The organism is Anabaena sphaerica FACHB-251, from assembly GCF_014696825.1.
Taxonomy (GTDB): domain Bacteria; phylum Cyanobacteriota; class Cyanobacteriia; order Cyanobacteriales; family Nostocaceae; genus RDYJ01.
This window is the reverse complement of record NZ_JACJQU010000013.1, coordinates 88,905-113,338: the sequence shown is the minus strand read 5'-3', so window position 1 is coordinate 113,338 and position 24,434 is coordinate 88,905. Positions and strand designations below refer to the sequence as shown.

Below are 24,434 nucleotides of genomic sequence, written 5' to 3'. Positions count from 1 at the left end.
ACTTGATTTATGCTCAAAATTGAACAGTAAAAACAATTTCAAATTCAACTTCTTGAAACAAATAAACAAAGAACTATGCCAAAATCCACCATCATTTACTGGAATCCATTGAGTTCAGAAAATCAAGGAAAATGGCAACCAATCAAAGGTCTGGAACAAATAGCAGAAGAACTAACTCTGAGCATAGATGAAGAGACTGGTGAATATACCCGTTTAACTCGATTCCATCCTGGTGCTGATACAACTCATTTAGGTGCGAAAAGTCATCCTTATCCTGAAGAGATTTTTGTGATTAGCGGTCGTCTTTACGACGCAGCTTTTGATATATGGTTAGAGAGTGGATATTATGCTAGTAGACCACCAGGAGAAATTCATGGCCCATTCAAAACTGATATCGGGTGTGTTGTCCTGGAAATATCTTTTCCCAATCGAGTCAAGGAATAAATGATATCTTTACTTTCATGTCTAAGATTTTAGAATTTCTGAAATAGTGAATTTCACTTTTTTATCACATCACAGGTTAAGTTTTATGAAATGCAATAAAATATTGAGATTAAGTTCCCTCAGAACTTCCATTCATTTAGACGGCTGCAATGTTACCCATTATCAACAACTGCATGAATTCTCTTCTGAAGCCGAAGCAGAAGCTTTTTTTAATCAAAGTATTCAAGAATTACTCACACACGGTTGGTATGATATCGAGTCTATCCCAGTAGATGAAAATAACAAAGATTTTACGCCAGATGAATTGTATGGAATGTTCTTAGAATTAAAAAATCAGGTAGATGAATTTGCCAAGACCATTACTAAACCTTTTATAGAAATCAATCCATATTCAACAACAGAAACTACGCTATGGCAAAGTAAATTTGGTGGCTTACCTTACTTTCCTAAACATCTTGATTATCCCACAGCCCCAGATGGTACTCCCCTTCATCTTTTAGCACAAATCAACTTTTCAGAAACTCCTAATTTAGAAGATTTACCGGAAAAAGGGATACTTCAATTTTATATTGAAGCCGCAGGTGAAACAGCCTATGGTCTTGAAGAATACCTACAATTAGCACAAACAACTTTTCGAGTTCTTTACTTTTCTGAACCAGATTTGAATATTGATAATCTCCTAGATAATTTTGACTTTTTACCTCCAGGAATAGGTTTACCATTAGTAGACTGTTTAGCCTTGAATTTCGCCATTAAATCAAATCCAATTAGTGCATCAGATTATCGGTTTAGATCATTAGTTAAAAGCTATTTTCCCATCTTTAAACAAAGTAATCTAACTAAAGCAATGAAAAATTCTTTAGAAGAACTCGTAGATGATTTGATTAATGAGTATGAAGAAAAATATGAGGAATTATTAGGAGGACATCGTTTAGGAGGATATCCGGCATTTGTGCAAAATGATGATCGAGAAAATGTAGAGGGAGAGGAAGGTTACGATTTTCTGTTATTGCAAATGGACTCTGATGATGATAACTCAATTATGTGGGGAGATGCGGGAATTGGTAACTTTTTTATTCAGCCTTCTGCACTTAAACAGTTAGATTTTTCTAAGGTTTTGTATACCTATGCTTGTTGTTAAAATGTGAGGAGAACAATTTATTTATGTCTGAGAATAATACAGAAAGTTTCAAGAGTTTGTTGATAATTCTAGGGATTATTTTTTCTATCTTCTTTTTTACTGTTATCTTGATATTTTCTTTTTCGGATTTTGCGTTTTTAAATCCTAAAGGTTTAGAAATAGAGAAGAGATTACAGTATGGTCTTTCAGCCGTAACAACTACAGGAACAATTTTTGCTGGAATAGCAGTTTTTTTTAATGCTTACCAAGCATCGAGAAGTGCTAACGCTGCTAATGACAATGCTAAAGCTGCAAATAGAAATGCACAAGCAGCAGAAGATAAACAAATTACAGAACGTTTTTCTAAAGCGATTGAATTGCTTGGTAATAAAGAAATTGAAATAAAATTAGGCGGAATTTATGCCCTAGAACAAATTGCTAGAGATGCACCGGAAAAATATCATTGGACAGTTATGGAAGTCCTCACAGCTTTTGTGCGAGAAAATGCACCTTTGAAGAAAGAAGAGGAAGGAGAGAAGGAGGAAATACCAAAACTTCGGGTAGACATTCAAGCAGCCCTGACCGTTATAGGACGACGTAATTGTGAAAATGAGCAGGAAAATCAGAGATTGAATTTAACTTTTATTGATATCAGAGAGGCAAATCTTGATAGAGCAAACTTAAAGAGAGTTGACCTCTATTGCAGTAACTTAGACCTTGCATCGTTCCAAGAAGCTAGTTTGCAAGATGTATCTCTTTGGAATTCGAGTCTCCAATGGGTAAATTTTTCGGAAGCCATTTTGCAAAAAGTGAACCTTGCTGGAGCTAATTTGTGTCAGGCAAAGCTTAATAAAGCAACCCTACAAGAGTCATTTCCTTTAGCAGGAACGAACCTGCATTTGACAAACTTGTTTCAAGCAAACCTACAACAAGTAGACCTTTCTGGAGCCAAAAATCTAGAATTAACACAGATTGAAAAAGCAAATATCGATCAAGATACTAAATTACCTGATCATATTGAAGAAGTAATCAGATTTGAATGGTGAATTTACTTGGGACAGAATTTTTCATTTATTGAGACCAAACTCTTGTTTCTCTCTTCCTCTGCGCCTCTGCGTGAGATAAAAAAGATGTAGTTCATTTACCTAAAAATCTCTGTAAACAGACTTTCTTAACCCATCACTAAACAATATAAAATAACCGTACCATCTACCAAATAACAAATGACAGAAGAACGAGAAAGAGCCGACCAAGATAGCCCGTGGAAAGAAATATTAGAAGCATACTTTCCCCAAGCAATGCAATTTTTCTTCCCCCAAACAGCCGCATTAATTAACTGGGAAATACCCCACGAATTTCTAGATAAAGAATTTCAACAAATAGCCCGCGACGCTGAACAAGGAAGAAGATATGCAGATAAATTAGTCAAAGTGTGGCAACACCAAGGAGAAGAAATTTGGCTGTTGATACATATAGAAATTCAGGCTAAACCAGAAGAACTCTTTCCTGAAAGGATGTTTTCATACACCCTGCGGATTTTTGACCGTTTCGCTAAACCTGCCATTAGTGTCGCTATTTTATGCGATGCAGACCCCAAATGGCGACCAAACCAATACAGTTATAATTATCCTGATACCAGGTTAAACTTTGAATTTGGCACAGTCAAATTGCTAGATTACCAAAACCGTTGGACAGAATTAGAAGCCAGCGATAATCCTTTTGCAACGGTGGTAATGGCACATTTAAAGACACAACAAACCAGTAAAAAACCCACAGAACGCAAAACCTGGAAATTCAGCTTAATTCGTCGATTGTATGAACAAGGTTTGCAAGAAAAGGATATTCGTAACCTTTACCGCTTTATAGACTGGGTTATGATGTTACCAAAGGCATTAGAAGCGGAATTTTGGCAAGATTTTAAACAATTTGAACAGGAGCGAACTATGGCTTATATTACTACAGGTGAGCGCATTGGCTACGAACGAGGAATAACAGAAGGTGAGCAAAATATTGTGGTACGACTATTACAAAAAAGGTTTGGAGAATTACCACAAGAAACTAAAGCGAAAATTCAAACTCTTTCTCTAAATCAGTTGGAAGAACTTGGTGAAGCATTACTAGATTTTACCGCTATTGAGGATTTATTGAACTGGTTGGAAACTCATCAACAAGACTAGAAAGTTTATCTTTCATCAATTAATACAGCAAGGTTAAAATAACTATCCTAAGTTTTCCACAAAACTTTGATGTTCTGCACTTGCTAAACCTTGCTGTAAAATCTCTAATACTTTAGCTAAATTGCCCGTTAACAAAGCAGATTTATCTAACCCTAAACCAGGAAAAACCTGAGAACAAATCACACCTTCAGCATTAGCTTCTAGCTGGCGATATTCTCCATCTTTTAAAATAAACCAATCAAATTCACCATCATAAACTCGCCAGATTAAATATTCTTGTACTTGATTTCGACGATATACTTTCAGTTTATCATGGGCATCAATAGCCGCACTACTAGCAGCAATTTCTACAATTAATTCTGGCGCACCTTCAACATAATCATCTTCACTTATCCGCGACTGTCCACCGGTTTCAATTCTTAACAGTGCGTCTGGTTGAGGTTCGTTATCTGCATCTAGACGCACAGTGGCATTATCAGCTAGTTCTACCCCTGGTGTAGCCGATTCATAAAAACCTAACCAAGTCATGATGTAAGCATGGGGTTTTCCGTGACTTCTAATTCTTACTGGTGATGCCATATAAACAATTCCTTCAATTAAATCGGCTTTTTTCACCTCTGGCATGGTATGATAACGACGTTCAAATTCCATGCGGGTAAGTCTATCGCCGTTTTCCAAAGGTGGAATTAATTGTACAGTTTTGATAGTATCTTGAGTCAGTGTCATATTTCTTAACCCACTAATTCAACTATTAATTGATTCTATTATTAAAGATCTACAGGATGCTGTCCATAATATGGTAAAGCTTCTGACCAATGAGGACGTTTATTTTGTTGCCACTCTAAATAAGCTAATTCTAAAATACTGCTGACGGTTGCAGCTAACCCAGATGTGGCTTTAATTAATTGATATTCTGTATGCCAATTAGCTAAGGTTTCCTGCCATTTCTCTGGTGTAAATACAGTATCTGGTAATAATGCAATAATGCCAGAATTATCAGCAGCTATTTGATAAATTGCACCAAAAACTTGCCCTCTTTGTGCTTGCATTTCTACAGCAATAATTTGATCCCCCCTAACCCCCCTTAATAAGGGGGGAACATCTACTCCTTCATAGATAGGAACATCAACCCCTTTATCAGTGGAGATATAGCCCCCCTTTTCAAGGGGGGTTGGGGGGATCTGCCAAGCTACAGCGGCTAAAGTGGAAATTGCAAATACGGGAATTTCTAACTGTTGTCCTAAAGTGCGGGCTGTAACAACACCAATACGAGTTCCTGTAAAACCTCCAGGTCCTTTAGCAACGGCAATAAAAGCTAAATCTGTCCAGGTTTGGGGTTGAATCAAATCAATTAAATATTGATGGATATGACTAGATAAATCACGTCCTAAATTCCAAACATGGGTGCGGGTATCTTCTGCAAAGTTGCTAATTACTAGACCTAATTCGGGTGTAGTGGTGTGCAGTGCTAAAGCGTATTTTGTGGGGGGGAGAGGTTCTAGTTTAGTGGTCAAAGTGATTTATCAGAGTAACTGCAAATATAGATTATAAAATAAAGCATAGTCTCCTAATATCCCCGACTTCTTTGAGAAGTCGGGGATATGGGTATTTAAAATCTAAAATTCAAGTGGGTACTAATTCACCGGGTCGCAACTTAGCCCATTTACCCATTTCTTGTTTAAAGCTGAGACAACCCACTACATCCCATTCCATTTCAATTATTTCGCCTTTTGTGCGAATATTAACATTGATGGAAGGTTCATTAGGGTCAAAATTTGGGTTTTCGGTCAAGTGGGGCTGTTGGTGCTGTGCTTCTACAGCATTGTAGGTTGCACAACGGTCTACATAGTGGCAATTCACGCAAATACACATAATAGAACCAACTCCTAGAACCTTTATAGTTAATGTAGCTTAGGAAAAAGTGTTAAGCATTAGTTGGTGGGTTGATTTTTATTACAATGAATGATTTAGTTATTTCTCGTCTAGATGCCCAAAATTGGCCTTTCAGCCTGGAATTGTTGCCACAACCTGCTTACATGGTGGGTGGTGCAGTGCGGGATGCGATTTTGGGCAGAAGTCGGGAATATTTAGATTTAGATTTTATTATCCCAGATGATGCGGTAAAAGTGGCAAGTGCGATCGCTCGACATTATCAAGCTGGTTTTGTGTTACTCGATGCGGAAAGAAAAATTGCCCGTGTGGTGTTTCCCCATGCTACCGCTGATTTTGCCCAACAGGAAGGAGACAGTTTAATCACGGATTTGCATAGAAGGGATTTTACAATAAACGCGATCGCTTATAATCCCCATACCCAGGAAATTATCGACCCGCTGCAAGGTTGTGCAGACATAGAAGCCGGTTTATTACGCATGATATCACCCCAAAATCTGCAAGATGACCCTTTGCGGTTGATGCGGGCATATCGTCAAGCTGCCCAACTGGGGTTTACAATTGAACCAGCTACCCAAGCCACTATTCGCACCTTAGCAGCAGATATAAATAAGGTAGCATCTGAACGAGTGCGGGTAGAAATTGGTTATCTTTTAGCCAGTTCTCAGGGTACATCTTGGCTAACCAGTGCCTGGGAAGATAATTTACTAACAAGTTTTTTTACAAATTGCCACCGTGAAAGCTTGCAGAAACTAGCCGCAGTTGATAAAGCTTGCAGCTTGATAGGGGAAACATATCCACAATTAGGGCAAGAACTGGAACAAGCTATCCGTGATACCGTCAAAACGACTTGGTTAGGTATTGCCAAACTTGCTTGTCTTGTTCATCCAAACCCAGAAATAGCTGATGCTGAACTACAGCAACTAACTTATAGCCGTGCAGAAATTCGCGGTGTAACTACCGCCCTGCGACTGTTCCCGCAGTTCAAAGTAGTTAATATGTCCCTACGAGAACAGTATTTTTTGTTTCAGGACGTGGGAGTTGTATTTAATGCTACAACTGCCTTAGCCTTAGCAGATGATATAGTAGAGGCGATGTCTGGCGATAATCCGCTATGCGTTTATGCACCCTTGATCGACCGTTACCTGAACCCTGATGATTTGGTAGCTCACCCCTCACCGTTGGTGAGTGGTAAAGAGGTGATTATAGCACTCAATATTCCGGCTTCGCCACTTGTGGGTAAAATATTGAGTGAAATTGCTGTCGCGCAAGCTGAGGGGAATGTCACCACAGCAGAAGAAGCAATAGAATTTGCCAAGCAGTTCACGAAGAATACTTAGGAGAATTAGCTAGTTCTTCTGCAACTCGTTTGAAACGTCGCAGTTGTGCTTGCATATCGGCTTTTGTCCAAGATGCTGCGAAGGTATTAAAACCCCAACTGACGACAGGGTTAGGAATTTTAAACTCAAAACGGTTAACTAAGAGTGTACCTTTTGGGAGTGGTTGACATTCCCAGCGATCGCTACCTTGGAAAAATCCCTTAAATCCCCAGACTACCAAACCCGGTTGTCGTTCGACAACTACAGTCTTTAAAGTAGGTTTAATCACAGGAATTTGAATCATAAACCGACTGCGACTACCTATTTCGGTACTCCACACTTTTCCCACAGGTTGGCAACGCAGAACAGGGTTAAGCCAGCGGTGCATTAAAGTTAAATCTGTAAAACATTGCTCTACTACTGTAGCAGGGGCATTAATTTTAATTGATTGTTCTAAAACCTGGGACATTTTTTAGTAGTGATGCTATTACTGTATTTATGCTACTATAGCAACCCTAACTTATAGCGTTTCCCAGTCTAATGAAGTACATACCAATTTATTCCCTGTTCTCTCAAACTAAAAAACTTTGTACCTCACCAGCATGGGAACTGCTTTTTTGTGAAAATCTCTCAGGATCAGATACTCGGCTTTGTTAAACATCGGGTATCTTGTTTTTGTAAATCAACTCACAGTTTCTAATTGCAAACTTGCCGTTTCTTGCTTACCTTCTTGTAGTTTTAATAATGCTAACTCTGCTTCTAGTTCTGCCTTTACCTCACGACGCAAAGTGAAAAAATGCTCACCTATACCTAAAGTAATTAAATATTCATACAATAAATTAGGTTTGCTAAAACCTATGATCATCAACTGCCACCAGAAATAAAATCGGGTAGAACGTAATATACCTTGTCGCCAACAAATAGCCATTAAAAAACCCCATTCTGCCTTAGTTAAAATGCGGTTGTGTTGAGGTCTCCAATTTGGCATTTTTTGAAAATGGCGAAAAGTCCGTTTTAGGTAAGGTAAGGGTTCATATAAATTCCAAAAAGTCTCAATAAACTCGTTGACAATTTCTGTCATCGGACGAGTAGGGGCAAAATTCATGAGAGATTTTTGAGAAGTAAAATATTTCCCTAAACCATCTATTAAACGTCCTTCTTGTTGTAAACGAGTCCACATTGCTGTATTTGGTAATGCTTGCAGTAAACTGAGATGAGCTTGGGGAATATTCGTTGCTTCTACAAACTCTTGAATGCGTTTACCTGCACCTTGTTTTTCATTATCAAAACCCAGGATAAAACCAGACATGATTTGTAATCCTGCTATAGTAATTTTATCACAGGATTCTACCAAAGAACTCCGGGTATTTTGTTCTTTATTAACTCCCACTAAACTCGCAATATCAGGGGTTTCAATTCCCATGAATACCATAACAAACCCAGCTTTCACCATCAATTCTAGTAATTCATCATCTTCTGCAAGATTTAAAGAAGCTTCTGTGATTAAACTGAAGGGATAATTACGTTTCTCCATCCAGGGAATCAGTTCCCGCAGAAAAACTTTAGCATTACGTTTATTGCCAATAAAATTATCATCAACTATAAATATATAACGATGCCAACCCATCTGATATAATACTTCTAATTCTGCAAGAATTTGTTCTGGTGTTTTCGTGCGTGGCTTACGACCAAAAAGGGTAATAATATCGCAGAATTCACATTGAAAAGGACATCCTCTAGAAAACTGTACTGTAATTGCATAATAGGCATTTAAATCCAGCAAATCAAACCGGGGGATGGGAGTTTGGGTAACATCTGGTTTTTCTATAGAACGGAAAATTCCCTTTTCTTCTCCCTGTTCTAACGCTGCTAAAAACATGGGGATAGTACATTCCCCTTCATCCAAAATTAAATAATCTGCTCCTGCTTCTAAAGCAAATTCTGGTACAGATGTGGCAAAAGGTCCACCGACTGCAACCTTTTTACCTAACTTTTTACCTTTTTGAATTAATTCACTAAAATCTTGTTTTTGGATGATCATGGCAGAGATGATGACCATATCACACCATTGCCAATCTGCATCAGTTTCAAGACGAACATTGCGATCGCTCAATCTAATTTCCCAGTCACTTGGCAACATTGCTGCTACTGTGATTAAACCTAATGGGGGATTTGTAGCACCTAACCCAGCCAAATCAAGAGTTTCCTGATAAGACCAGAAAGAATTAGGCATGATTGGCCATAGTAGTAAAGCTTTCATGAAACATATTCCTCTGATTTGCTTACTTATCAAAACCCACTTATTCTGGAGTATAACAGATGGGAAAGTGAGTTTTTATCCATCGGTAGGTACAGATTTATGAAATTTCATTCTTAATAAAAGAAATGAATGCGGTATAGAAAAAATACAGTTTTAATGAACCACGAAGACACGTTCGCGTAGCGTCCTGAAGGGATAGAACACGAAGGAAGAAGAAAGGAAGATAGGTAATCAATCTTAGACCGAGAAGGCAGTAATAGACTTCTTGCCTAAAGTCTAGAAAGAATAGGATAAACTTTAGCAAGAGGTCTAACAAGTAGCGATTATAGATTTAGTTTAAAAGCTAATTTCTTTGTCTTGGTGTAGTTCTTTGTCTTGGTGCAGGTATATGGAAATCTATGTAAGTTCCTACTGCGACTTTGGTCAAATCTGTAAATGTTCCACGAGTTGAGGGATCAATTACTGCTAAAACTAATGAACCAAAAACCAAAGTTAATACAACAAACGCTAAAACTTGCTCTTTTTTGGAAAAGTTTATAAAGCCTCCAAAGGTTTTATTAGACCTGAAACGAGAGTAAGGAAGCAAGTAGACTAAAGACTCAGTACGGACAAGTTAGAACAAAATTAACTACTGCGACCAAATCCTCGCTTCAGACTTAAAGTTAACTTTAGTTGACCCTGTGAAAAAAAGAATGCTCAAATTGAACATTTTTATGTGTATTACAAAAATGTTCAAAATGAACAAATTAGTGAATCTACATACTATAGGTTATTCAGTTAGAACAAAATTAATTACTGCGACCCAAATCCTCATTAGAATGTGGGTCTTTTTACTCAAGTTATATTAACCAACCCCCCATCATGAATCCCCAATGACTACTAAAATAGGTCATGTAACCGCCACCTAACAAAGCGGGGAAGAGGAGATAACTAAGAAATAATGGGTAAGCAGCGCGTTCTGTCGGGAGTTCAACCAACTGGTAACTTACACTTGGGTAACTACTTGGGTGCTATTCGCAACTGGGTAGAAATTCAAGACCAGTATGAAAATTTCTTTTGTGTGGTAGATTTACACGCAATCACTGTACCACATAACCCCGCCACCTTAGCGGCTGATACTTACACCATCGCTGCTTTATATTTAGCCTGTGGCATTGATTTAAAATACTCTAACATTTTTGTGCAATCTCACGTTTCTGCACACAGTGAACTTTGTTGGTTGCTAAACTGCATCACTCCCTTAAATTGGTTGCAAGACATGATTCAATTTAAGGAAAAGGCCGTTAAACAAGGTGAAAATGTCAGTGCTGGGTTGTTGACTTATCCGGTGTTGATGGCTGCGGATATTTTACTTTATCAAGCGGATAAAGTGCCGGTGGGTGAAGACCAAAAGCAACATTTAGAACTAGCGAGGGATATTGTTAACAGGTTTAATCATCAATTTGCTAAGGATAAGCCTGTATTAAAATTACCAAATCCTTTGATTAGAAAAGAAGGTGCAAGGGTAATGAGTTTGACCGATGGGACAAAGAAAATGTCCAAGTCGGACCCGTCGGAGTTAAGCCGAATTAATGTTTTAGATCCACCAGATCAAATTATTAAGAAGATTAAACGCTGTAAAACTGATTTGGTGAGGGGTTTAACCTTTGATGATGTAGACCGTCCAGAATGTCATAACCTGTTAACTTTGTATATGCTGCTGTCTGGGAAGACGAAGGAAGCAGTAGCGACTGAGTGTGCAGATATGGGTTGGGGACAGTTTAAACCTTTGTTGACTGAAACAGCGATAAATGCTTTAAAACCGATTCAGGATAAATATAAGGAGGTAATGGAAGAAAAAGGTTATTTAGAGTCTGTATTGCGGGATGGAAGGGAAAAAGCGGAAGCTATAGCCAACCAAACTTTAGCAGATGTCAAAGCTGCATTAGGTTATACAGCAAAGTTGTAGGTAACAAATAAAGGCGAATATAATAGAGCCTCCGGCACGCTATGGCTAACGCCACGCTGCGCGAACGCGAACGCGTCTACACAAACAAAGTCCGCCTCTGCGGACTTCATAAAATCAACCCACGCAGGTGGGTTTTGTCTTTGTAGCTGCGATTTCTAATCGCTGAGGTTTAACCTAGAGAGTGTAATTCAGTTTACCTTTAAGAAAACCTCAAAATTAAAATTGAACTATGCAGGATAGCGATCGCACCAGTACATTAAACAACTTCCGCAAAGCGGTACAAGCAGGAGATTTTCTCATTACTGCGGAAGTAGCACCCCCAAAAGGGGGAGATATCACCCATACCATAGAAATGGCGGCGACTCTTAAGGGGAGAGTTCATGCTGTCAATATTACCGATGGTAGCCGCGCTGTGTTGGGGATGTCGTCTTTAGCAGCTTCGGTGATTTTATTGCAAAATGGCATTGAGCCGATTTGTCAGATGGCTTGCCGCGATCGCAATAGAATCGGAATACAAGCTGATTTAATGGGCGCTCATGCTTTAGGCATCCGCAACATTTTAGCTTTAACCGGCGACCCTGTCAAAGCAGGTGATCACCCCGATGCAAAAGCAGTTTTTGATTTAGAATCTGTGCGATTATTGCAGTTAATTAGAAATATGAATCAGGGTGTTGATTTTAATCATAAAACCCTGAATGATGGGGCATTAGATTTATTTGCCGGTGCAGCAGTCGATCCACAGTCTAAAAGTTGGTCAGGTTTACAAAGTCGGTTTGAAAAGAAAATAGAAGCCGGAGCGCAATTTTTTCAAAGTCAATTAATTACAGATTTTGAAAAATTAGAAAAATTCATGGATCAAATTGCATCTCGTTACAATAAACCAATTTTAGCAGGAATTTTTCTGTTGAAGTCTGCGAAAAATGCCCAGTTTATTAATAAAATGGTTCCCGGTGTGAATATTCCTGATCATATTATTGAGAGGTTAGCAAAAGCCAAACATCCGTTACAGGAAGGGATGAAAATTGCAGCCGAACAAGTGCAGATGGCACGGGGTTTGTGTCAGGGTGTACATATTATGGCAGTGAAAAAAGAAGATGCGATCGCGCCGATTTTGGATTTAGCAGGGGTGGGGAAGGTTAGTTAGAATAGATAGCGATTGCATTTATTGAATTAGGTGTGATCGCTCTCCAACTTCCCCTCTATTGCTAAACTAAAAGAAACCTCACAACACGCCATAATGCCATAATAAAAATCCAGCTATTGCTCTGCATTCCTGTATTTGGTTGATTTTTCAACTTCATCTTTACTAAGAGATATTCCACGTGTGTTTATCCTCATAAATATCTCAACTATGTCTGGATCATTTACATCTGTAATAACCTGTATTGGCACTTGATAATTTGTAAATCTATTGTGCATTTCGTATAACTCTTCTAGTAATGTTTCACTGTTCCTAAGTTTTGAAATCTCAGCTTGTAGCTGCATATATTCTCTAACCTTAAACAAAGATGACATATTTAAAAATACACTTTTTCCTTTAAATTTATCTGGAAATGAGAATTTTTTTCTTTCTAAATCATAGATAAGTGCAAAAGAATTGTCTTTTCCAAGAAGAACATTGTAAAGAGATGCAAGTCTCTGAGAACCATCTAATATCCAAAGCCGTTTCGTTGATAAAATATTTTCAGGGGAAATTTCCGGGAATAAAGTTAATTTATTAGAGGCGACTTCAAAATGTTTTTGATCATGTTCAACTGCTATTAATATTCCAATAGGGTAGCCACCGTTAATACTTTCAAAAAGCTCTTTAACATTTTCTTTACGCCAAACAAATCCACGTTGAAATGCTGGAACAGTGAGACTACCGTTCTCCATCAAATGCAAAATACTATTGATCGTATAAGTATTAATATAATTTTTAGCCATTGATGTCTTCCTCTACATCTTCGTTGTCTATCAAATTACCTCCCAATACCTTCTCTCTAGACTCTAGAATAATTGACTCTAACAGGTGTAGAGTATGGCTCAAGTAACCCACCTTAAAACGACTAAATGCGAAATCCCATTTCCATTTACTTGTATCTTTATCTAAAGAAATTCTTTGCTTTTCATAAAATTTATGTGTTAAGTCCTTCAGGACTTCTTGTAATTGAGTTGTAATTTGTATTTCTGCTTCAACATAAACATCTTCTTCATTCCATTCCATATCAAAGATTTTTGCAGGAGAAGAAATATATACATGGTACGCATAATATCCATCATCTCTTTCTTGGCTATATTTTCTATATTTCAAATTATGCTCTTTTGCGTATTCAATGATTCTCTTTGCGATGAAAGCAGGACCATCTATAAATCGGCATACTAAAGTGCCTCGCACAAGATCATTGAATTGGGTAAAAATGTTTTGATGATTGACCCAACCCTTCTTAGGTTCTTTTGGAAAATCTTTATTCCATAAAATATTTACTCTGTATGTTTTCTCAATGGCGGATTCGTATGGTTTTGTAACTAATCTTGGATCATTACTACCCATGAAAAGGTCTGAACAAGTTTTTTGATTGTATTCCTCTTGCCACCTTGAAGCTTGGGATGAGAAAAACACAAAAAAGCTGTGCTGCGTTATCGCATTGTAAATATTGGTTAAATTAGTTTCATAAAGTCTTGCAATCTTTGGATTACTAAAATCAATAGACAGGTTTTGTTTAGCCCAGTCTCGATATTCATCTAAATTAGTGGGTTTGAGCATCCTAACCTCTACAACTCAAGCCTGAAAATTTGCCCTACTGCTAGATAGTCTTTGTAGGCATTGGATACCAACTTTAGAAATAGGCGATAGGATCATTAGCGATTATCGTGTCAGTATAACTTCTCACACGAAACTTACAAGGTTTGTTGCATTTAATTAACACACCCTACAAGATCAGCGATATCGCCCTATAATTTTCTCAATTAATAACCTGCCAATCAGAAGCCGTAATAAATCGACTTAAATGACCAATATTTGTCGTTGCAACGATTACTTCTGTCGTATCATTAGCAATTAGGCGAGCTTGAGCAGAGAGAATAATATCTCCATCTAAGGCTTTGTCGTCGGCTGTAGGTTGCCCGGTTTGTCTTGCTTCTGCCCAAAGCTTTGCTGCTAATAGCATAGTCTCTGTTTGAATAGGAATATATTCAAGGGTTTGTTTTAAGTTATCGAGACGATGGACACTTTTTAATAAATTTGCACGCAGTAATTCTCTACGTACTTCATAATCTGCAATTTCTGGGATTGCAAACCGTTCACCTCGTGCTAAAAGTCTTTTTAACCATTGTTGACAGGCTAGAGGAAGACCTTTTGCTTTAGGATTTGTTACCATTCCTAGAGGACCAGAGTCTAATAAAATTAAACGATTCATGGAAATAAAGGGCGATCAGATAAACGATCTTCATCAAGAGTATTTTTGAGAAATTCCCAGGCTTGTTGATGTTCAGTAGCATCTTCATTTTCATTCAGCCAAGAGTCTAAAAGCTCAATTGCTGCCTGATTTTTTTGAGCTTGTTCTGGATTGATAATGGGTGAATTTGGTAAACTAATTTTCTCACGAAACTGGCGTAATGTGTCTAGTAATTCTGTCCAGTATTCTTGGGGTGTTGCTTCAATTTCACTGATGAGAGATTCTAAGGATATTGAGGATTGATTGCAAGAATTTACCATAGTTAAAATCACAAATATAGGTTGTAATTAAATTTTAGCGTAATGCTTCAGCTTATGGTAGACAGAATTTACAAATAGGTGATCTCTCTAAAAATGGAATTACTGAAAACTGCGATCACTATGTTCAAAATGCTGTAAGTCATTCCTTACCCCAACTTCCCCTATATTGCTAAACTAAAACAAACCTCACAACCAGCGAGGACACCATGACCTCTGCAACCAACCGCCCCTACACAGAAACCAGTCTCCCAGATCATACCCAACTCCCAGAAATTAATGGTATAAACTGGCAAGAACATCCCCAAAGCATTCTACTAACTCAGTCCATTAAACCAGTATTACAAAAACGCCATCCCGATGGACAATATACTATAGGTCAAGATTGCGGTATTTACTGGCGTATTACCGATCCCCCAGAACGCGGTGCAGAAGCACCTGATTGGTTTTATGTTCCCAATGTTCCATCATTATTAAATGGTAAAATTCGCCGTTCTTATGTGCTTTGGCAAGAATATATTTCGCCATTAATTGCCTTAGAATTTGTTTCTGGAAATGGTGAAGAAGAACGAGATCAAACTCCTTGGCAGGGTAAATTTTGGATTTATGAACAAGTAATTAAACCAGCATTTTATGGTATTTATGAAGTGAATAAAGCCAGTGTAGAAGTTTATGAATTAATTGGTGGACAATATCAGTTATTACCAGCAAATGAACGGGGACATTATCCAATTACACCGATGGGTGTTGAAATAGGTATTTGGCAAGGACAATATCAAAATATGGAATTACCTTGGTTACGTTGGTGGGATTTAGATGGTAATTTATTATTGGATGGTGATGAAAGGGCTGAACAAGAACGGCAAAAAAGCGATCGCCTCATTGCCCAATTACGTGCTTTAGGAATAGAACCAGAAATATAAAAAAATATCCTCTACCACTCTTGTGGGGTGGGCATCTTGCCCGCCCTTTCCATTGCAAATGCAATTTACTAACTATCCTATTTATTAACTTCCAATATCTGCGAAGTTTTTAACCTGTCCATCCACTTTTCTAAATAAACCTGATTCGCTTTTTGCTCAGACAAATCTTCACTATCCAAAGAATAAGGTAACAGTCCTAAAATTGCAGCGGTAGTTACACAAAACATCGACTTTTGGAAACTTATACAAATTTGTACCCGCAAATCATCTTCACCGCGACGACTGCGACGATAAATACTGTGTAAGTATTCTGGTAAATAATGGCGCATATCCTGCATTAACAAAGTAGGAGGAATACCCGCACTACCAATAGGTAAAGGATCAGCGTATAATGCACCATATTGAAATCTAGATTGATCTGGGGGAACTTGATATGCTTGCGCGTTCAGGGAAACTGTACCCAAAAACGGAGTTCCCCGGAAAAATACTGCTTCTACATAAGGAATTGCTGTATCTGCTAAAAATGTTAAACCAACTGATTTAGGAATGATTTCATAGACTTTACCATCAATTTTCACATCGTAGGTAATTGGCTTAACTGCATCTGCAACCAAACCAGCTTTAATATGATCTACAACTTCAGGAATTGATTTAATTTTCCCTTGATCATACAGGTCTGATAAGCTGAGGAAAATATCAGCCATGACTCGCCAAAATTGACCTAACCCACTATAATAAGCAGAAACGCGCACCTGCTCTATTAAAAAGTCGGGAAACAGTTGATTCATGCCCAACATTACGGGATTGTTCTTCAATTTAGCACTAATCACCACTTTGCATATATCAGCAAATTCCTGACTATCTAAATAAGTATCTAAACCACCTCCACCATGCCACATCATGGTTTTCATGCAATATTCTGCATATTCAAAATTAATTCTGTCATGCCACAAGTGACGAAATAATTTCTGGACAGAAATCTCTCCATCAAAATATTTAAAAAAGGGAAAAATTACTAAAAATTGATGTTCTGCAATATAAATTAGATTTTTAGAATAAGCATCTAAAACCACACCATAACTTTTGAGAATGCCGACAACTTCTAAAACATTTTCGGGACTGTCTTTAAGTAAAGCTTCCCCAGTTTTTAAGCGATTAACATACTCAGCTAAAGGATGATTAACAGGTTTATTTTTAATCTTAACCATTAGTGTTTCTCCAGAAAATTAAAAATAAATACATGAGACTATAGCGTTTCCCAGTCTAATGAAGTACACACAAATTTATTCCCTGTTCCCTGTTCCCTAAAACTAAAAAACTTTGTACCTCACGAGCATGGGAACTGCTATGAGAGAAATTTTAAAATTAGGTAGTAGTATAAATAAAACTCTACTACAAACCTAACACCTTTTAATTTCTCTCAGCTTTATCTACTGGCATAGTTGCCACTAAGCTGGGTGTGTTTACCATTGCTGTAATCGTAGCTTCTGTCCAATGCACTAACCAAGCGGGTTGGATGCCAAAAATCACAATTAATACAGCTAAGATAAATGCAGGAATGCGATCGCTCCAATAAACTCTGGGCAAATTCATTACTTGTGTGGATAAACGCCCAAAGAAGGCACGATTAAGAAGAATTAAGAAATAAACCGCAGTTAAACCTGTACCCAGCATTGAAATCAGGGTTTGAACGGGGAAAACCTCAAAACTAGCCCGAAAAATAATGAATTCGGAAATAAAACCTACCATTCCTGGTATACCTGCGCTGGCCATGACACCTAAAACCATCAAAGTGCCGATCACAGGCATACCCCGTTCTGGGTTCAGCAGTCCTCGAATCACGTCTAAATCACGGCTACCAGCTTTTTTATACACAACCCCGACCAACAGGAACATGAGGGCAGAAATCAAACCGTGACTAATCATTTGCATGACTGCACCCAAGACGCTTAAAGGTGTTGCTGCTGCTGCTGCTAATAAAATATAGCCCATGTGTCCGATAGAACTATAAGCCACCATTTTTTTCATGTCAGTTTGAGCGATCGCACAGGAAGCACCAAACAGCACACTAATCACTGCCCATGTTGCTAACCAAGGTGCTATATATACCCAAGCATCTGGTAACAAGTTCATCCCAAATCTCAGTAAGCCGTAGGTTCCTAATTTCAATAATACCCCAGCTAAAAGCACAGAAATTGGTGTAGAAGCTTCGACGTGGGCATCAGGCAACCAAGTATGGAAGGGAACAAGAGGAATTTTAATGCCAAACCCTACCAAAATTCCTACTAATAGTAATAGTTGTGTTGCCAAAGATAGATGACTGGTGTTTAAGGTTGCTAGTCCAAAACTGGGAGAATTACTCAACCAAACCATCCCCAAGAAACTGGCTAAAATTAAGATTCCCGAAACTGCGGTATAAATCAGAAACTTTGTTGCAGCATAACCCCGTTTTGCACCACCCCAAATTGCAATCAAAAGATAGAGGGGAATCAATTCCAACTCGTAAAACAGGAAAAATAATAATAAATCCTGTGCCAAAAAGGCTCCTATCACTCCAGCACTTAATAGTAGAATTAAGGAGTAATAAAATCTTGGACGCTGAAGAGATTCATCGCTGCTGTAGATGGCAATACAAGTCAAGAGTCCATTCAACAATAGTAATGGCAAGGATAAACCATCTATGCCTAGATTATAGTTCAAACCTAATGCATCTATCCAAGGTAAAGATTCAGCAAACTGTATCCCAACTTCCCCAGGATTAAATTGAATTGTCAGGAAAACTGTCCATGAGAAAATAATGAGCGCAAATGCTAACGCTACTCTACGGGCTATTTTCCCACTGATAGCAGCAGGATAGAAACCAATTAACGCTGCACCCAGTAAAGGCAGCAAAATCAACGTACTCAGCATCATAAGCTTGTCATTAGTAATTAGTCATTGGTCATTGGTCATTGGGCATTGGTCATTGGGCATTGGGCATTGGGTTATTAATCTTCACCTGCTTCCCTTGCCCCTGTTCCCTCTTGACTGTCACCTGTCACCTGTCACCTGTCACCTCTTCTTAAAAAGGCAATTTATCAAGTAAACCCAATGACCAGCTAATGAAGAAACCAAGGACGCTGATCACTACGAGGATGGTTAACATATAAGCTTGGGATTGACCGGAAATGCTGTATTTTAAACTTTGTCCGCCGAAAATAGCAGCAAAGCCGACTAAGTTAACTAAACCATCTACTAAATAGCGATCGCTCCAGGCGGAAATTTTTGACAACAGAGCTACAGCACTGACGATAGTGACACGATAAACTCTGTCAATGTAAAAATCATAACCTAATAAATCTTGGACAAATCTCCATGCCAGAATTGTGGATCTTGACCAACCTTTATGCAGGTAAATTGTTGAGCCAATACTCACCCCTAATACGGTAGAAGCCAACAAAGATATTAATATGTACCAATCAATACTTTCCCAGTCTGGAAGCAAGTACCATTGCTGGAGCATGAGAGGTAATAGTAGGGTCAATATAGTTAAAGTCACCATTGGAAAAGCCATTTGCCAACCAACTTCTGGGGCGCGGCGTGTTTTCTGTTGTGGTTCTCCCCAGAATATGAGGCGGAAAACCCTAGTTAAATTCAAGGCTGTCAAGCCATTAACTAATACTAAAACTGCAATTACCCAAGGGCTAACTTTCACTAAGCCATCAGCCCAGGCCAACATTGCCCAAAAGCTTCCTAGTGGTAATAGTGTTACCATTCCTGCTGAACCAACCACAAAGGCTGTAGTAGTAGCTGGCATCCGCGACCACAAACCACCCATTTCTGTCAAGTCTTGACTTTGGGTAGTATATATAATAGAGCCGGAACTCATGAATAATAATGCTTTGGCGATCGCATGAGTTAACAGCAACATCAAGGCCACACCACCTTGTTCTAAACCCACTGCCAAAAATACCAATCCCATATAGGCACTGGTGGAATGAGATAAAGCTCGTTTAATATCAATTTGGGCAATTGATACTAATGTTGCTCCCACCGCAGTCACTGTACCCATGACTACCAAGGCATTCAGCGCCACTGGGGATAGGGCTAATATTGGTTGAATTTTGTACAAAACATAAGCACCACCACCTACCACCAGGGAGTTTCGCATTACCGAAGCGGGGTTTGGTCCTTCCATCGCTTCATCTAACCACAGATGTAGGGGAAATTGGGCGCACTTACCAGCAGGACCTGCTATCAATGCTATCCCTAGTAATGTTGATGTCAATGGGCTTAAATTGGCAGTTTGCACCCACTCATACAAATCGGAAAAGTTCAAACTACCAGCTTGGGTAGAAAGGGTAACAACACCCATCAACAATAATAAATCTCCCACCCGCTTAGTTAAAAACGCATCTCGCGCTGCTGTTACTACCAACGGTTGAGCATACCAGAAACCTACCAGCAAGTAAGTGGAAAGAGTCAGGACTTCCAACAAGGCATAACTTAAGAACAAAGAATCACTAATCGCTAAACCAGTTAGGGCGGCTTCAAAAAATCCCAGTAACCCAAAAAACCTTGCTAACGACCAGTCTTTTTCCATGTAACCCAAAGCATAAATTTGGGCTAATAGACTTAATCCTGTGATTAAAACTATTGCCCCAATACTTACTGGTGACAATTCCAAAGCAAAGGTTAACTTAAAATCCGCCGCTTGGAACCAAGTAATTATTAAAGTTTCTGGATCTCTATTCCAGATATCTCGAAATACAAACAGGCTATGGACGAAAGCCAACAAGGTCGTCAACAAGTTGAAGTAGGCAGCAGGTCTGGGTCCTGTACGTTGAATTAATCCAATGCCCCACGGCAATGTTAAAATTGCCCCGAGTAAGCTATAAAAAGGCACAAACCAACTTGTGAAAAATAGAAAGTCATTCATTTAAATTTTCCTTGACGACTCAGCTTTTAGTTTATTAAACAGCCTGAAAACAATCATTTACTTTAAAAAAGTTAATTTTGGAAAAATCAAGTTTTTCTTAACTATTTCTCAAAGAAACTTGAATCAGTATTTCTACTTTAACCTGCACTATTCAATGGCAGTTAAATATAAGTTTACAGATTTAACAGCATTTACTTATCTTCACTAATCTTCTAATTGGCAATTTGTATTTTTACTCTGAGCAAAGAATTTTATAGTTTATATTTTAAAAACTTATATATTTTTCATCTAATACCTGTGCAGATAGCAAAAATTGAGGAAAGACTGAGACGGTACAATATACAGCCTCTGATCAATCCTGACCAGATATGGTTAGCCCTGGTTATGAATGTGATTTTCTAAATGTAATAAAGAAATTATAAAGCATAAGCGGCCACTCTAGGAAACCGTGAACATTGATCGAATTCAGGAGTGCATTAAGTTTTGTTAAGTTTTTTAAAACTTTTTTATTACAAACTATTATAGTAATTTATGTTGCCAGGGATGCCAAGGTTTCATATGCTTAATTTTAGAAGTATTTTCTTCGCTCAAAATGAGCATCCCCGTCAAAAATTTCCACCCATAGTACAGATTGTATTAAATTTTTAGGAGTTCTGCGATGCCAATTGCAGTTGGAATGATTGAGACTAAAGGCTTTCCGGCAGTAGTAGAAGCTGCTGATGCGATGGTGAAAGCAGCCCGTGTTACCTTAGTAGGATATGAGAAAATCGGTAGTGCGCGTGTTACTGTGATTGTCAGGGGTGATGTATCTGAAGTACAAGCTTCAGTAGCAGCTGGTGTTGACGCAGCCAGAAGAGTAAATGGTGGCGAAGTGTTATCCACTCACATCATCGCTCGTCCCCACGAAAACCTAGAATATGTCTTACCAATTCGGTATACAGAAGCAGTAGAACAGTTCCGCACTTAAAATACTGTTTAAACAAAGTGATTAACGGGGTCAAACCAAAAGTAAATTCAAATGCCTACGGGCTATGATCTAGAGGGCTTGCCGTTTAGCCCTTGAATGCCTTTCGTTATCGAAAGGATCACACTTTCAAAACTCACGATTTTCTAGAAGTTGTGACAACGGTTGCTTGCTTGAGCAGGAATTTTTGCCTGTCGTAAAACTTGATTTAAGGATTTAAAATAATGTCGATTGCAGTGGGAATGGTTGAAACGCTGGGCTTTCCAGCAGTAGTAGAAGCTGCTGATGCGATGGTGAAAGCTGCTCGCGTTACCTTAGTAGGGTATGAAAAAATCGGTAGTGGTCGGGTGACAGTCATCGTTCGCGGTGACGTTTCCGAAGTACAAGCTTCAGTAGCAGCTGGTGTGGAAAATGTGAAGCGAGTTAACGGTGGACAAGTGCTGTCTACTCACATCATTGCTCGTCCTCACGAAAACTTGGAATACGTTCTCCCAATTCGTTATACAGAAGATGTAGAACAGTTCCGGGAAGGTGTAAACGCCATTCGTCCTTTTGGTAGAAGACCATAATTTATAATGCAAATTGCCAAAGTTCGTGGCACAGTAGTTAGCACGCAAAAAGATCCCAGTCTTAGAGGTGTCAAACTACTGCTGTTGCAATTAGTAGATGAAGACGGAAAACTCCTGCCAGAATATGAGGTAGCAGCCGATATTGTGGGAGCAGGAGTAGATGAGTGGGTGCTTGTCAGTCGTGGCAGTGCCGCTCGTCAAGTTCTTGGCAATGAACAACGTCCGTTAGATGCAGCAGTAGTGGCGATAATAGATACCATTTACGTTGAAGATCGCCTCATTTACAGCAAAAAAGACCAATTATAGATAGTCAGGTGACAGGGAACAGGGAACAGGGAACAGGGAACAGGGAACAGGAAGTGAGAATAAAAATTATTTATTGCCTTTTGCCTCTTGCCCTTCGGGTTCACCACTTGCTTTATGTCGGGAAACCCGTCCACCGCAGTGGTTCACCTTTTGCCTTTTGCCTTCTTCTTCTAAGCACTGACAAAAAGCTTATTTCAGGAGGAATCTCGCGATGGCAGTCCGCAGCACGGCGGCACCCCCAACCCCGTGGTCAAGGAGTTTGGCTGAACCCGATATACATCAAACCGCATTTGTACATTCTTCTTGTAATTTAATTGGGAATGTACAGATTGGTCAGAATGTGATTATTGCTCCAGGAACTTCGATTAGAGCAGATGAAGGAACACCTTTTTTTATTGGTGAAAATACTAATATTCAAGATGGTGTAGTAATTCATGGGTTGGAGCAAGGCCGAGTAATTGGTGATGATGGCAAAAACTACTCAGTATGGGTTGGTAAAGATGCTTCTATTACCCACATGGCGCTCATTCATGGACCAGCTTATGTAGGGGAAAGTTGCTTTATTGGCTTTCGCTCCACTGTGTTTAATGCCAGAGTAGGGGCTGGTTGCATCGTCATGATGCACGCATTAATCCAAGATGTAGAAATTCCCCCTGGTAAATACGTAGCTTCTGGATCGATAATTACTACACAGCAACAAGCTGACCGATTACCAGATGTACAAGCTCAGGATCAGCAATTTGCTCACCACGTTGTGGGGATAAATCAGGCTTTGCGGGCTGGTTATCGCTGTGCAGAGGATCTTAAGTGTATTGCCCCGATTCGGGATGAACTTAATCTGGCTGGGGCTAAATCTTATACAAGTATTGTTGTTGAAGAGTTGGAAAGGAGTAGTGAAGTGGCAAGCAAATTGGGCGCAGAAACAGTAGAACAGGTACGCTATCTACTAGAGCAAGGGTATAAAATTGGTACAGAACACGTTGATCAAAGACGTTTCCGCACAGGTTCTTGGCAAAGCTGCCAGCCAATTGAAACTAAGTCTTTAGGACAAGCGATCGCAGCATTAGAATCTTGTCTGATAGACCACAGTGGCGAGTACGTGCGTTTGTTTGGCATTGATAATGGCAGAAAACGGGTATTAGAAACCATCATTCAACGTCCAGATGGTGTAGTAGCTACAAGTACATCCAGCTTTAAAGCTCCTGCTGCATCTTACAGCAGCTACAACGGTAACGGCAACGGTAACGGTAACGGTAACGGCAACGGTGCAGTTGCTAGTGGTAGGCTCAGTGCGGAAACTATTAACCAAATTCGCCAACTCTTGGCTAATGGTTACAAAATTGGCACAGAACACGTAAATGAGCGTCGTTTTCGTACAGGTACTTGGGAAAGCTGCCAACCCATTGAAACAAATTCTGCCAATGAAGTAGTTGCTGCTTTGGAAGAATGTATGGTCAACCACCAAGGCGAATATGTACGTTTAATAGGCATTGACAGCAAAGCTAAACGTCGGGTATTGGAAGCAATTATCCAACGTCCCAACGGTCAAGTAGTATCTTCTGGTAGTGCTAAAACAGTAGTAGCTGCTACAGGTGGTGGAACCGCAACCGCAACCGCAACCAGCACTCGCTTGAGTACAGAAGTAGTAGACCAACTGAGACAGTTGTTAACAGGCGGGTTTAAGATTAGCGTTGAACACGTAGACCAACGTCGTTTCCGTACGGGTACTTGGGCAAGCTGCGGTCAAATTCAGGCTGCATCTGAAAGAGAAGCGATCGCTGCTTTAGAAGCTATCCTTTCTGAATATGCAGGCGAATACGTACGCTTAATTGGTATCGACTCCGCAGCCAAACGCCGCGTGTTGGAAGCAATTATCCAACGTCCATAGGAGGCAGGAGGGGA

24 protein-coding genes are annotated in these 24,434 nt (G+C 39.1%); 12 read left to right on the top strand and 12 right to left on the bottom strand.

Features of this window, described 5'->3' with window-relative positions; translation table 11 throughout:
- Window positions 1-75 precede the first annotated feature (75 nt).
- From H6G06_RS19340 to H6G06_RS19325, 4 genes are all read left to right on the top strand, one after another.
- Complete coding sequence (locus H6G06_RS19340; RefSeq protein ID WP_190563042.1) at window positions 76-444, top strand: cupin domain-containing protein; 369 nt, start codon at window positions 76-78, stop codon at window positions 442-444.
- 85 nt (window positions 445-529) lie between these two features.
- Window positions 530-1,585: a YwqG family protein gene (locus tag H6G06_RS19335; RefSeq protein ID WP_190563041.1), complete on the top strand. Its 1,056-nt coding sequence runs from the start codon at window positions 530-532 to the stop codon at window positions 1,583-1,585.
- Between the two features lie 23 nt (window positions 1,586-1,608).
- A complete protein-coding gene (locus H6G06_RS19330; protein WP_190563040.1) occupies window positions 1,609-2,610 on the top strand; it encodes a pentapeptide repeat-containing protein in 1,002 nt (333 codons plus the stop codon).
- A 177-nt stretch (window positions 2,611-2,787) separates the two neighbouring features.
- Window positions 2,788-3,741, top strand: a complete 954-nt coding sequence (locus H6G06_RS19325) for a DUF4351 domain-containing protein (protein ID WP_190563039.1) — start codon at window positions 2,788-2,790, stop codon at window positions 3,739-3,741.
- A 42-nt stretch (window positions 3,742-3,783) separates the two neighbouring features.
- Here H6G06_RS19325 and H6G06_RS19320 read toward each other — a convergent pair whose 3' ends face one another.
- From H6G06_RS19320 to H6G06_RS19310, 3 genes are all read right to left on the bottom strand, one after another.
- Window positions 3,784-4,467 carry a Uma2 family endonuclease gene (locus tag H6G06_RS19320; protein WP_190563038.1) on the bottom strand — a complete coding sequence of 228 codons (684 nt, stop codon included), beginning with the start codon at window positions 4,465-4,467 and terminating at the stop codon, window positions 3,784-3,786.
- 41 nt (window positions 4,468-4,508) lie between these two features.
- Entirely contained in the window at window positions 4,509-5,255 is a 747-nt protein-coding gene (tsaB, locus tag H6G06_RS19315; protein WP_190563037.1) for a tRNA (adenosine(37)-N6)-threonylcarbamoyltransferase complex dimerization subunit type 1 TsaB, read from the bottom strand.
- A gap of 109 nt (window positions 5,256-5,364) precedes the next feature.
- On the bottom strand, window positions 5,365-5,613 hold the full coding sequence (locus tag H6G06_RS19310) for a Ycf34 family protein (RefSeq protein ID WP_190563035.1): 249 nt from the start codon (window positions 5,611-5,613) through the stop codon (window positions 5,365-5,367).
- A gap of 86 nt (window positions 5,614-5,699) precedes the next feature.
- Here H6G06_RS19310 and H6G06_RS19305 point away from each other — a divergent pair, with 86 nt between their 5' ends.
- Window positions 5,700-6,971 carry a tRNA nucleotidyltransferase/poly(A) polymerase-related protein gene (locus tag H6G06_RS19305; RefSeq protein ID WP_190563033.1) on the top strand — a complete coding sequence of 424 codons (1,272 nt, stop codon included), beginning with the start codon at window positions 5,700-5,702 and terminating at the stop codon, window positions 6,969-6,971.
- Here H6G06_RS19305 and H6G06_RS19300 read toward each other — a convergent pair.
- Both H6G06_RS19300 and H6G06_RS19295 read right to left on the bottom strand, forming a co-directional pair.
- Window positions 6,955-7,419 carry an SRPBCC family protein gene (locus H6G06_RS19300; RefSeq protein WP_190563031.1) on the bottom strand — a complete coding sequence of 155 codons (465 nt, stop codon included), beginning with the start codon at window positions 7,417-7,419 and terminating at the stop codon, window positions 6,955-6,957. The genes H6G06_RS19305 and H6G06_RS19300 overlap by 17 nt on opposite strands.
- Window positions 7,420-7,632: 213 nt before the next feature.
- The gene (locus H6G06_RS19295; RefSeq protein ID WP_190563029.1) at window positions 7,633-9,210 is read right to left on the bottom strand and encodes a B12-binding domain-containing radical SAM protein; all 1,578 of its coding nucleotides are present in this window, start codon (window positions 9,208-9,210) and stop codon (window positions 7,633-7,635) included.
- A gap of 940 nt (window positions 9,211-10,150) precedes the next feature.
- Here H6G06_RS19295 and trpS point away from each other — a divergent pair.
- Both trpS and H6G06_RS19285 read left to right on the top strand, forming a co-directional pair.
- Window positions 10,151-11,158 carry a tryptophan--tRNA ligase gene (trpS, locus tag H6G06_RS19290; RefSeq protein WP_190563027.1) on the top strand — a complete coding sequence of 336 codons (1,008 nt, stop codon included), beginning with the start codon at window positions 10,151-10,153 and terminating at the stop codon, window positions 11,156-11,158.
- A 229-nt stretch (window positions 11,159-11,387) separates the two neighbouring features.
- The gene (locus H6G06_RS19285) at window positions 11,388-12,302 is read left to right on the top strand and encodes a methylenetetrahydrofolate reductase (RefSeq protein ID WP_190563025.1); all 915 of its coding nucleotides are present in this window, start codon (window positions 11,388-11,390) and stop codon (window positions 12,300-12,302) included.
- 113 nt (window positions 12,303-12,415) lie between these two features.
- On the opposite strand, the gene H6G06_RS19280 is transcribed toward H6G06_RS19285, so the two are convergent.
- From H6G06_RS19280 to H6G06_RS27070, 4 genes are all read right to left on the bottom strand, one after another.
- Complete coding sequence (locus H6G06_RS19280; protein WP_190563023.1) at window positions 12,416-13,084, bottom strand: DUF262 domain-containing protein; 669 nt, start codon at window positions 13,082-13,084, stop codon at window positions 12,416-12,418.
- Complete coding sequence (locus tag H6G06_RS19275) at window positions 13,077-13,904, bottom strand: hypothetical protein (RefSeq protein WP_190563021.1); 828 nt, start codon at window positions 13,902-13,904, stop codon at window positions 13,077-13,079. Before H6G06_RS19275 ends, H6G06_RS19280 begins: the two co-directional genes overlap by 8 nt.
- A 199-nt stretch (window positions 13,905-14,103) precedes the next feature.
- Window positions 14,104-14,556: a PIN domain-containing protein gene (locus H6G06_RS19270; protein WP_190563019.1), complete on the bottom strand. Its 453-nt coding sequence runs from the start codon at window positions 14,554-14,556 to the stop codon at window positions 14,104-14,106.
- Window positions 14,553-14,855: a hypothetical protein gene (locus H6G06_RS27070; protein ID WP_199306799.1), complete on the bottom strand. Its 303-nt coding sequence runs from the start codon at window positions 14,853-14,855 to the stop codon at window positions 14,553-14,555. The genes H6G06_RS19270 and H6G06_RS27070 overlap by 4 nt, the downstream gene beginning before the upstream one ends.
- A gap of 206 nt (window positions 14,856-15,061) precedes the next feature.
- On the opposite strand from H6G06_RS27070, the gene H6G06_RS19260 reads away from it, so the two are divergent.
- Complete coding sequence (locus tag H6G06_RS19260; protein ID WP_190563017.1) at window positions 15,062-15,775, top strand: Uma2 family endonuclease; 714 nt, start codon at window positions 15,062-15,064, stop codon at window positions 15,773-15,775.
- Window positions 15,776-15,852: 77 nt separating this feature from the next.
- Here H6G06_RS19260 and H6G06_RS19255 read toward each other — a convergent pair whose 3' ends face one another.
- The 3 genes from H6G06_RS19255 to H6G06_RS19245 form a co-directional block, all read right to left on the bottom strand.
- The gene (locus H6G06_RS19255; protein ID WP_190563015.1) at window positions 15,853-16,983 is read right to left on the bottom strand and encodes a CO2 hydration protein; all 1,131 of its coding nucleotides are present in this window, start codon (window positions 16,981-16,983) and stop codon (window positions 15,853-15,855) included.
- A gap of 202 nt (window positions 16,984-17,185) precedes the next feature.
- Complete coding sequence (locus tag H6G06_RS19250) at window positions 17,186-18,685, bottom strand: NADH-quinone oxidoreductase subunit M (RefSeq protein ID WP_190563089.1); 1,500 nt, start codon at window positions 18,683-18,685, stop codon at window positions 17,186-17,188.
- 151 nt (window positions 18,686-18,836) lie between these two features.
- On the bottom strand, window positions 18,837-20,693 hold the full coding sequence (locus tag H6G06_RS19245; RefSeq protein ID WP_190563013.1) for an NAD(P)H-quinone oxidoreductase subunit F: 1,857 nt from the start codon (window positions 20,691-20,693) through the stop codon (window positions 18,837-18,839).
- 658 nt (window positions 20,694-21,351) lie between these two features.
- On the opposite strand from H6G06_RS19245, the gene H6G06_RS19240 reads away from it, so the two are divergent.
- From H6G06_RS19240 to H6G06_RS19225, 4 genes are all read left to right on the top strand, one after another.
- The gene (locus tag H6G06_RS19240) at window positions 21,352-21,660 is read left to right on the top strand and encodes a carbon dioxide-concentrating mechanism protein CcmK (RefSeq protein ID WP_015212739.1); all 309 of its coding nucleotides are present in this window, start codon (window positions 21,352-21,354) and stop codon (window positions 21,658-21,660) included.
- 221 nt (window positions 21,661-21,881) lie between these two features.
- A complete protein-coding gene (locus H6G06_RS19235; protein WP_015212738.1) occupies window positions 21,882-22,226 on the top strand; it encodes a carbon dioxide-concentrating mechanism protein CcmK in 345 nt (114 codons plus the stop codon).
- 6 nt (window positions 22,227-22,232) lie between these two features.
- Window positions 22,233-22,532: a beta-carboxysome shell vertex protein CcmL gene (locus H6G06_RS19230; RefSeq protein WP_190563011.1), complete on the top strand. Its 300-nt coding sequence runs from the start codon at window positions 22,233-22,235 to the stop codon at window positions 22,530-22,532.
- Between the two features lie 211 nt (window positions 22,533-22,743).
- The gene (locus H6G06_RS19225; RefSeq protein WP_190563009.1) at window positions 22,744-24,420 is read left to right on the top strand and encodes a beta-carboxysome scaffolding protein CcmM; all 1,677 of its coding nucleotides are present in this window, start codon (window positions 22,744-22,746) and stop codon (window positions 24,418-24,420) included.
- Window positions 24,421-24,434: the final 14 nt, after the last annotated feature.

Bases quoted from the DNA above. Each gene is read 5' to 3' on its own strand.
- H6G06_RS19340 (WP_190563042.1), top strand. From the start codon at position 76: ATGCCAAAATCCACCATCATTTACTGGAATCCATTGAGTTCAGAAAAT.
- H6G06_RS19335 (WP_190563041.1), top strand. From the start codon at position 530: ATGAAATGCAATAAAATATTGAGATTAAGTTCCCTCAGAACTTCCATT.
- H6G06_RS19330 (WP_190563040.1), top strand. From the start codon at position 1,609: ATGTCTGAGAATAATACAGAAAGTTTCAAGAGTTTGTTGATAATTCTA.
- H6G06_RS19325 (WP_190563039.1), top strand. From the start codon at position 2,788: ATGACAGAAGAACGAGAAAGAGCCGACCAAGATAGCCCGTGGAAAGAA.
- H6G06_RS19320 (WP_190563038.1), bottom strand. From the start codon at position 4,467: ATGACACTGACTCAAGATACTATCAAAACTGTACAATTAATTCCACCT.
- H6G06_RS19310 (WP_190563035.1), bottom strand. From the start codon at position 5,613: ATGTGTATTTGCGTGAATTGCCACTATGTAGACCGTTGTGCAACCTAC.
- H6G06_RS19305 (WP_190563033.1), top strand. From the start codon at position 5,700: ATGAATGATTTAGTTATTTCTCGTCTAGATGCCCAAAATTGGCCTTTC.
- H6G06_RS19300 (WP_190563031.1), bottom strand. From the start codon at position 7,419: ATGTCCCAGGTTTTAGAACAATCAATTAAAATTAATGCCCCTGCTACA.
- H6G06_RS19295 (WP_190563029.1), bottom strand. From the start codon at position 9,210: ATGAAAGCTTTACTACTATGGCCAATCATGCCTAATTCTTTCTGGTCT.
- trpS (WP_190563027.1), top strand. From the start codon at position 10,151: ATGGGTAAGCAGCGCGTTCTGTCGGGAGTTCAACCAACTGGTAACTTA.
- H6G06_RS19285 (WP_190563025.1), top strand. From the start codon at position 11,388: ATGCAGGATAGCGATCGCACCAGTACATTAAACAACTTCCGCAAAGCG.
- H6G06_RS19280 (WP_190563023.1), bottom strand. From the start codon at position 13,084: ATGGCTAAAAATTATATTAATACTTATACGATCAATAGTATTTTGCAT.
- H6G06_RS19275 (WP_190563021.1), bottom strand. From the start codon at position 13,904: ATGCTCAAACCCACTAATTTAGATGAATATCGAGACTGGGCTAAACAA.
- H6G06_RS19270 (WP_190563019.1), bottom strand. From the start codon at position 14,556: ATGAATCGTTTAATTTTATTAGACTCTGGTCCTCTAGGAATGGTAACA.
- H6G06_RS27070 (WP_199306799.1), bottom strand. From the start codon at position 14,855: ATGGTAAATTCTTGCAATCAATCCTCAATATCCTTAGAATCTCTCATC.
- H6G06_RS19260 (WP_190563017.1), top strand. From the start codon at position 15,062: ATGACCTCTGCAACCAACCGCCCCTACACAGAAACCAGTCTCCCAGAT.
- H6G06_RS19255 (WP_190563015.1), bottom strand. From the start codon at position 16,983: ATGGTTAAGATTAAAAATAAACCTGTTAATCATCCTTTAGCTGAGTAT.
- H6G06_RS19250 (WP_190563089.1), bottom strand. From the start codon at position 18,685: ATGCTGAGTACGTTGATTTTGCTGCCTTTACTGGGTGCAGCGTTAATT.
- H6G06_RS19245 (WP_190563013.1), bottom strand. From the start codon at position 20,693: ATGAATGACTTTCTATTTTTCACAAGTTGGTTTGTGCCTTTTTATAGC.
- H6G06_RS19240 (WP_015212739.1), top strand. From the start codon at position 21,352: ATGCCAATTGCAGTTGGAATGATTGAGACTAAAGGCTTTCCGGCAGTA.
- H6G06_RS19235 (WP_015212738.1), top strand. From the start codon at position 21,882: ATGTCGATTGCAGTGGGAATGGTTGAAACGCTGGGCTTTCCAGCAGTA.
- H6G06_RS19230 (WP_190563011.1), top strand. From the start codon at position 22,233: ATGCAAATTGCCAAAGTTCGTGGCACAGTAGTTAGCACGCAAAAAGAT.
- H6G06_RS19225 (WP_190563009.1), top strand. From the start codon at position 22,744: ATGGCAGTCCGCAGCACGGCGGCACCCCCAACCCCGTGGTCAAGGAGT.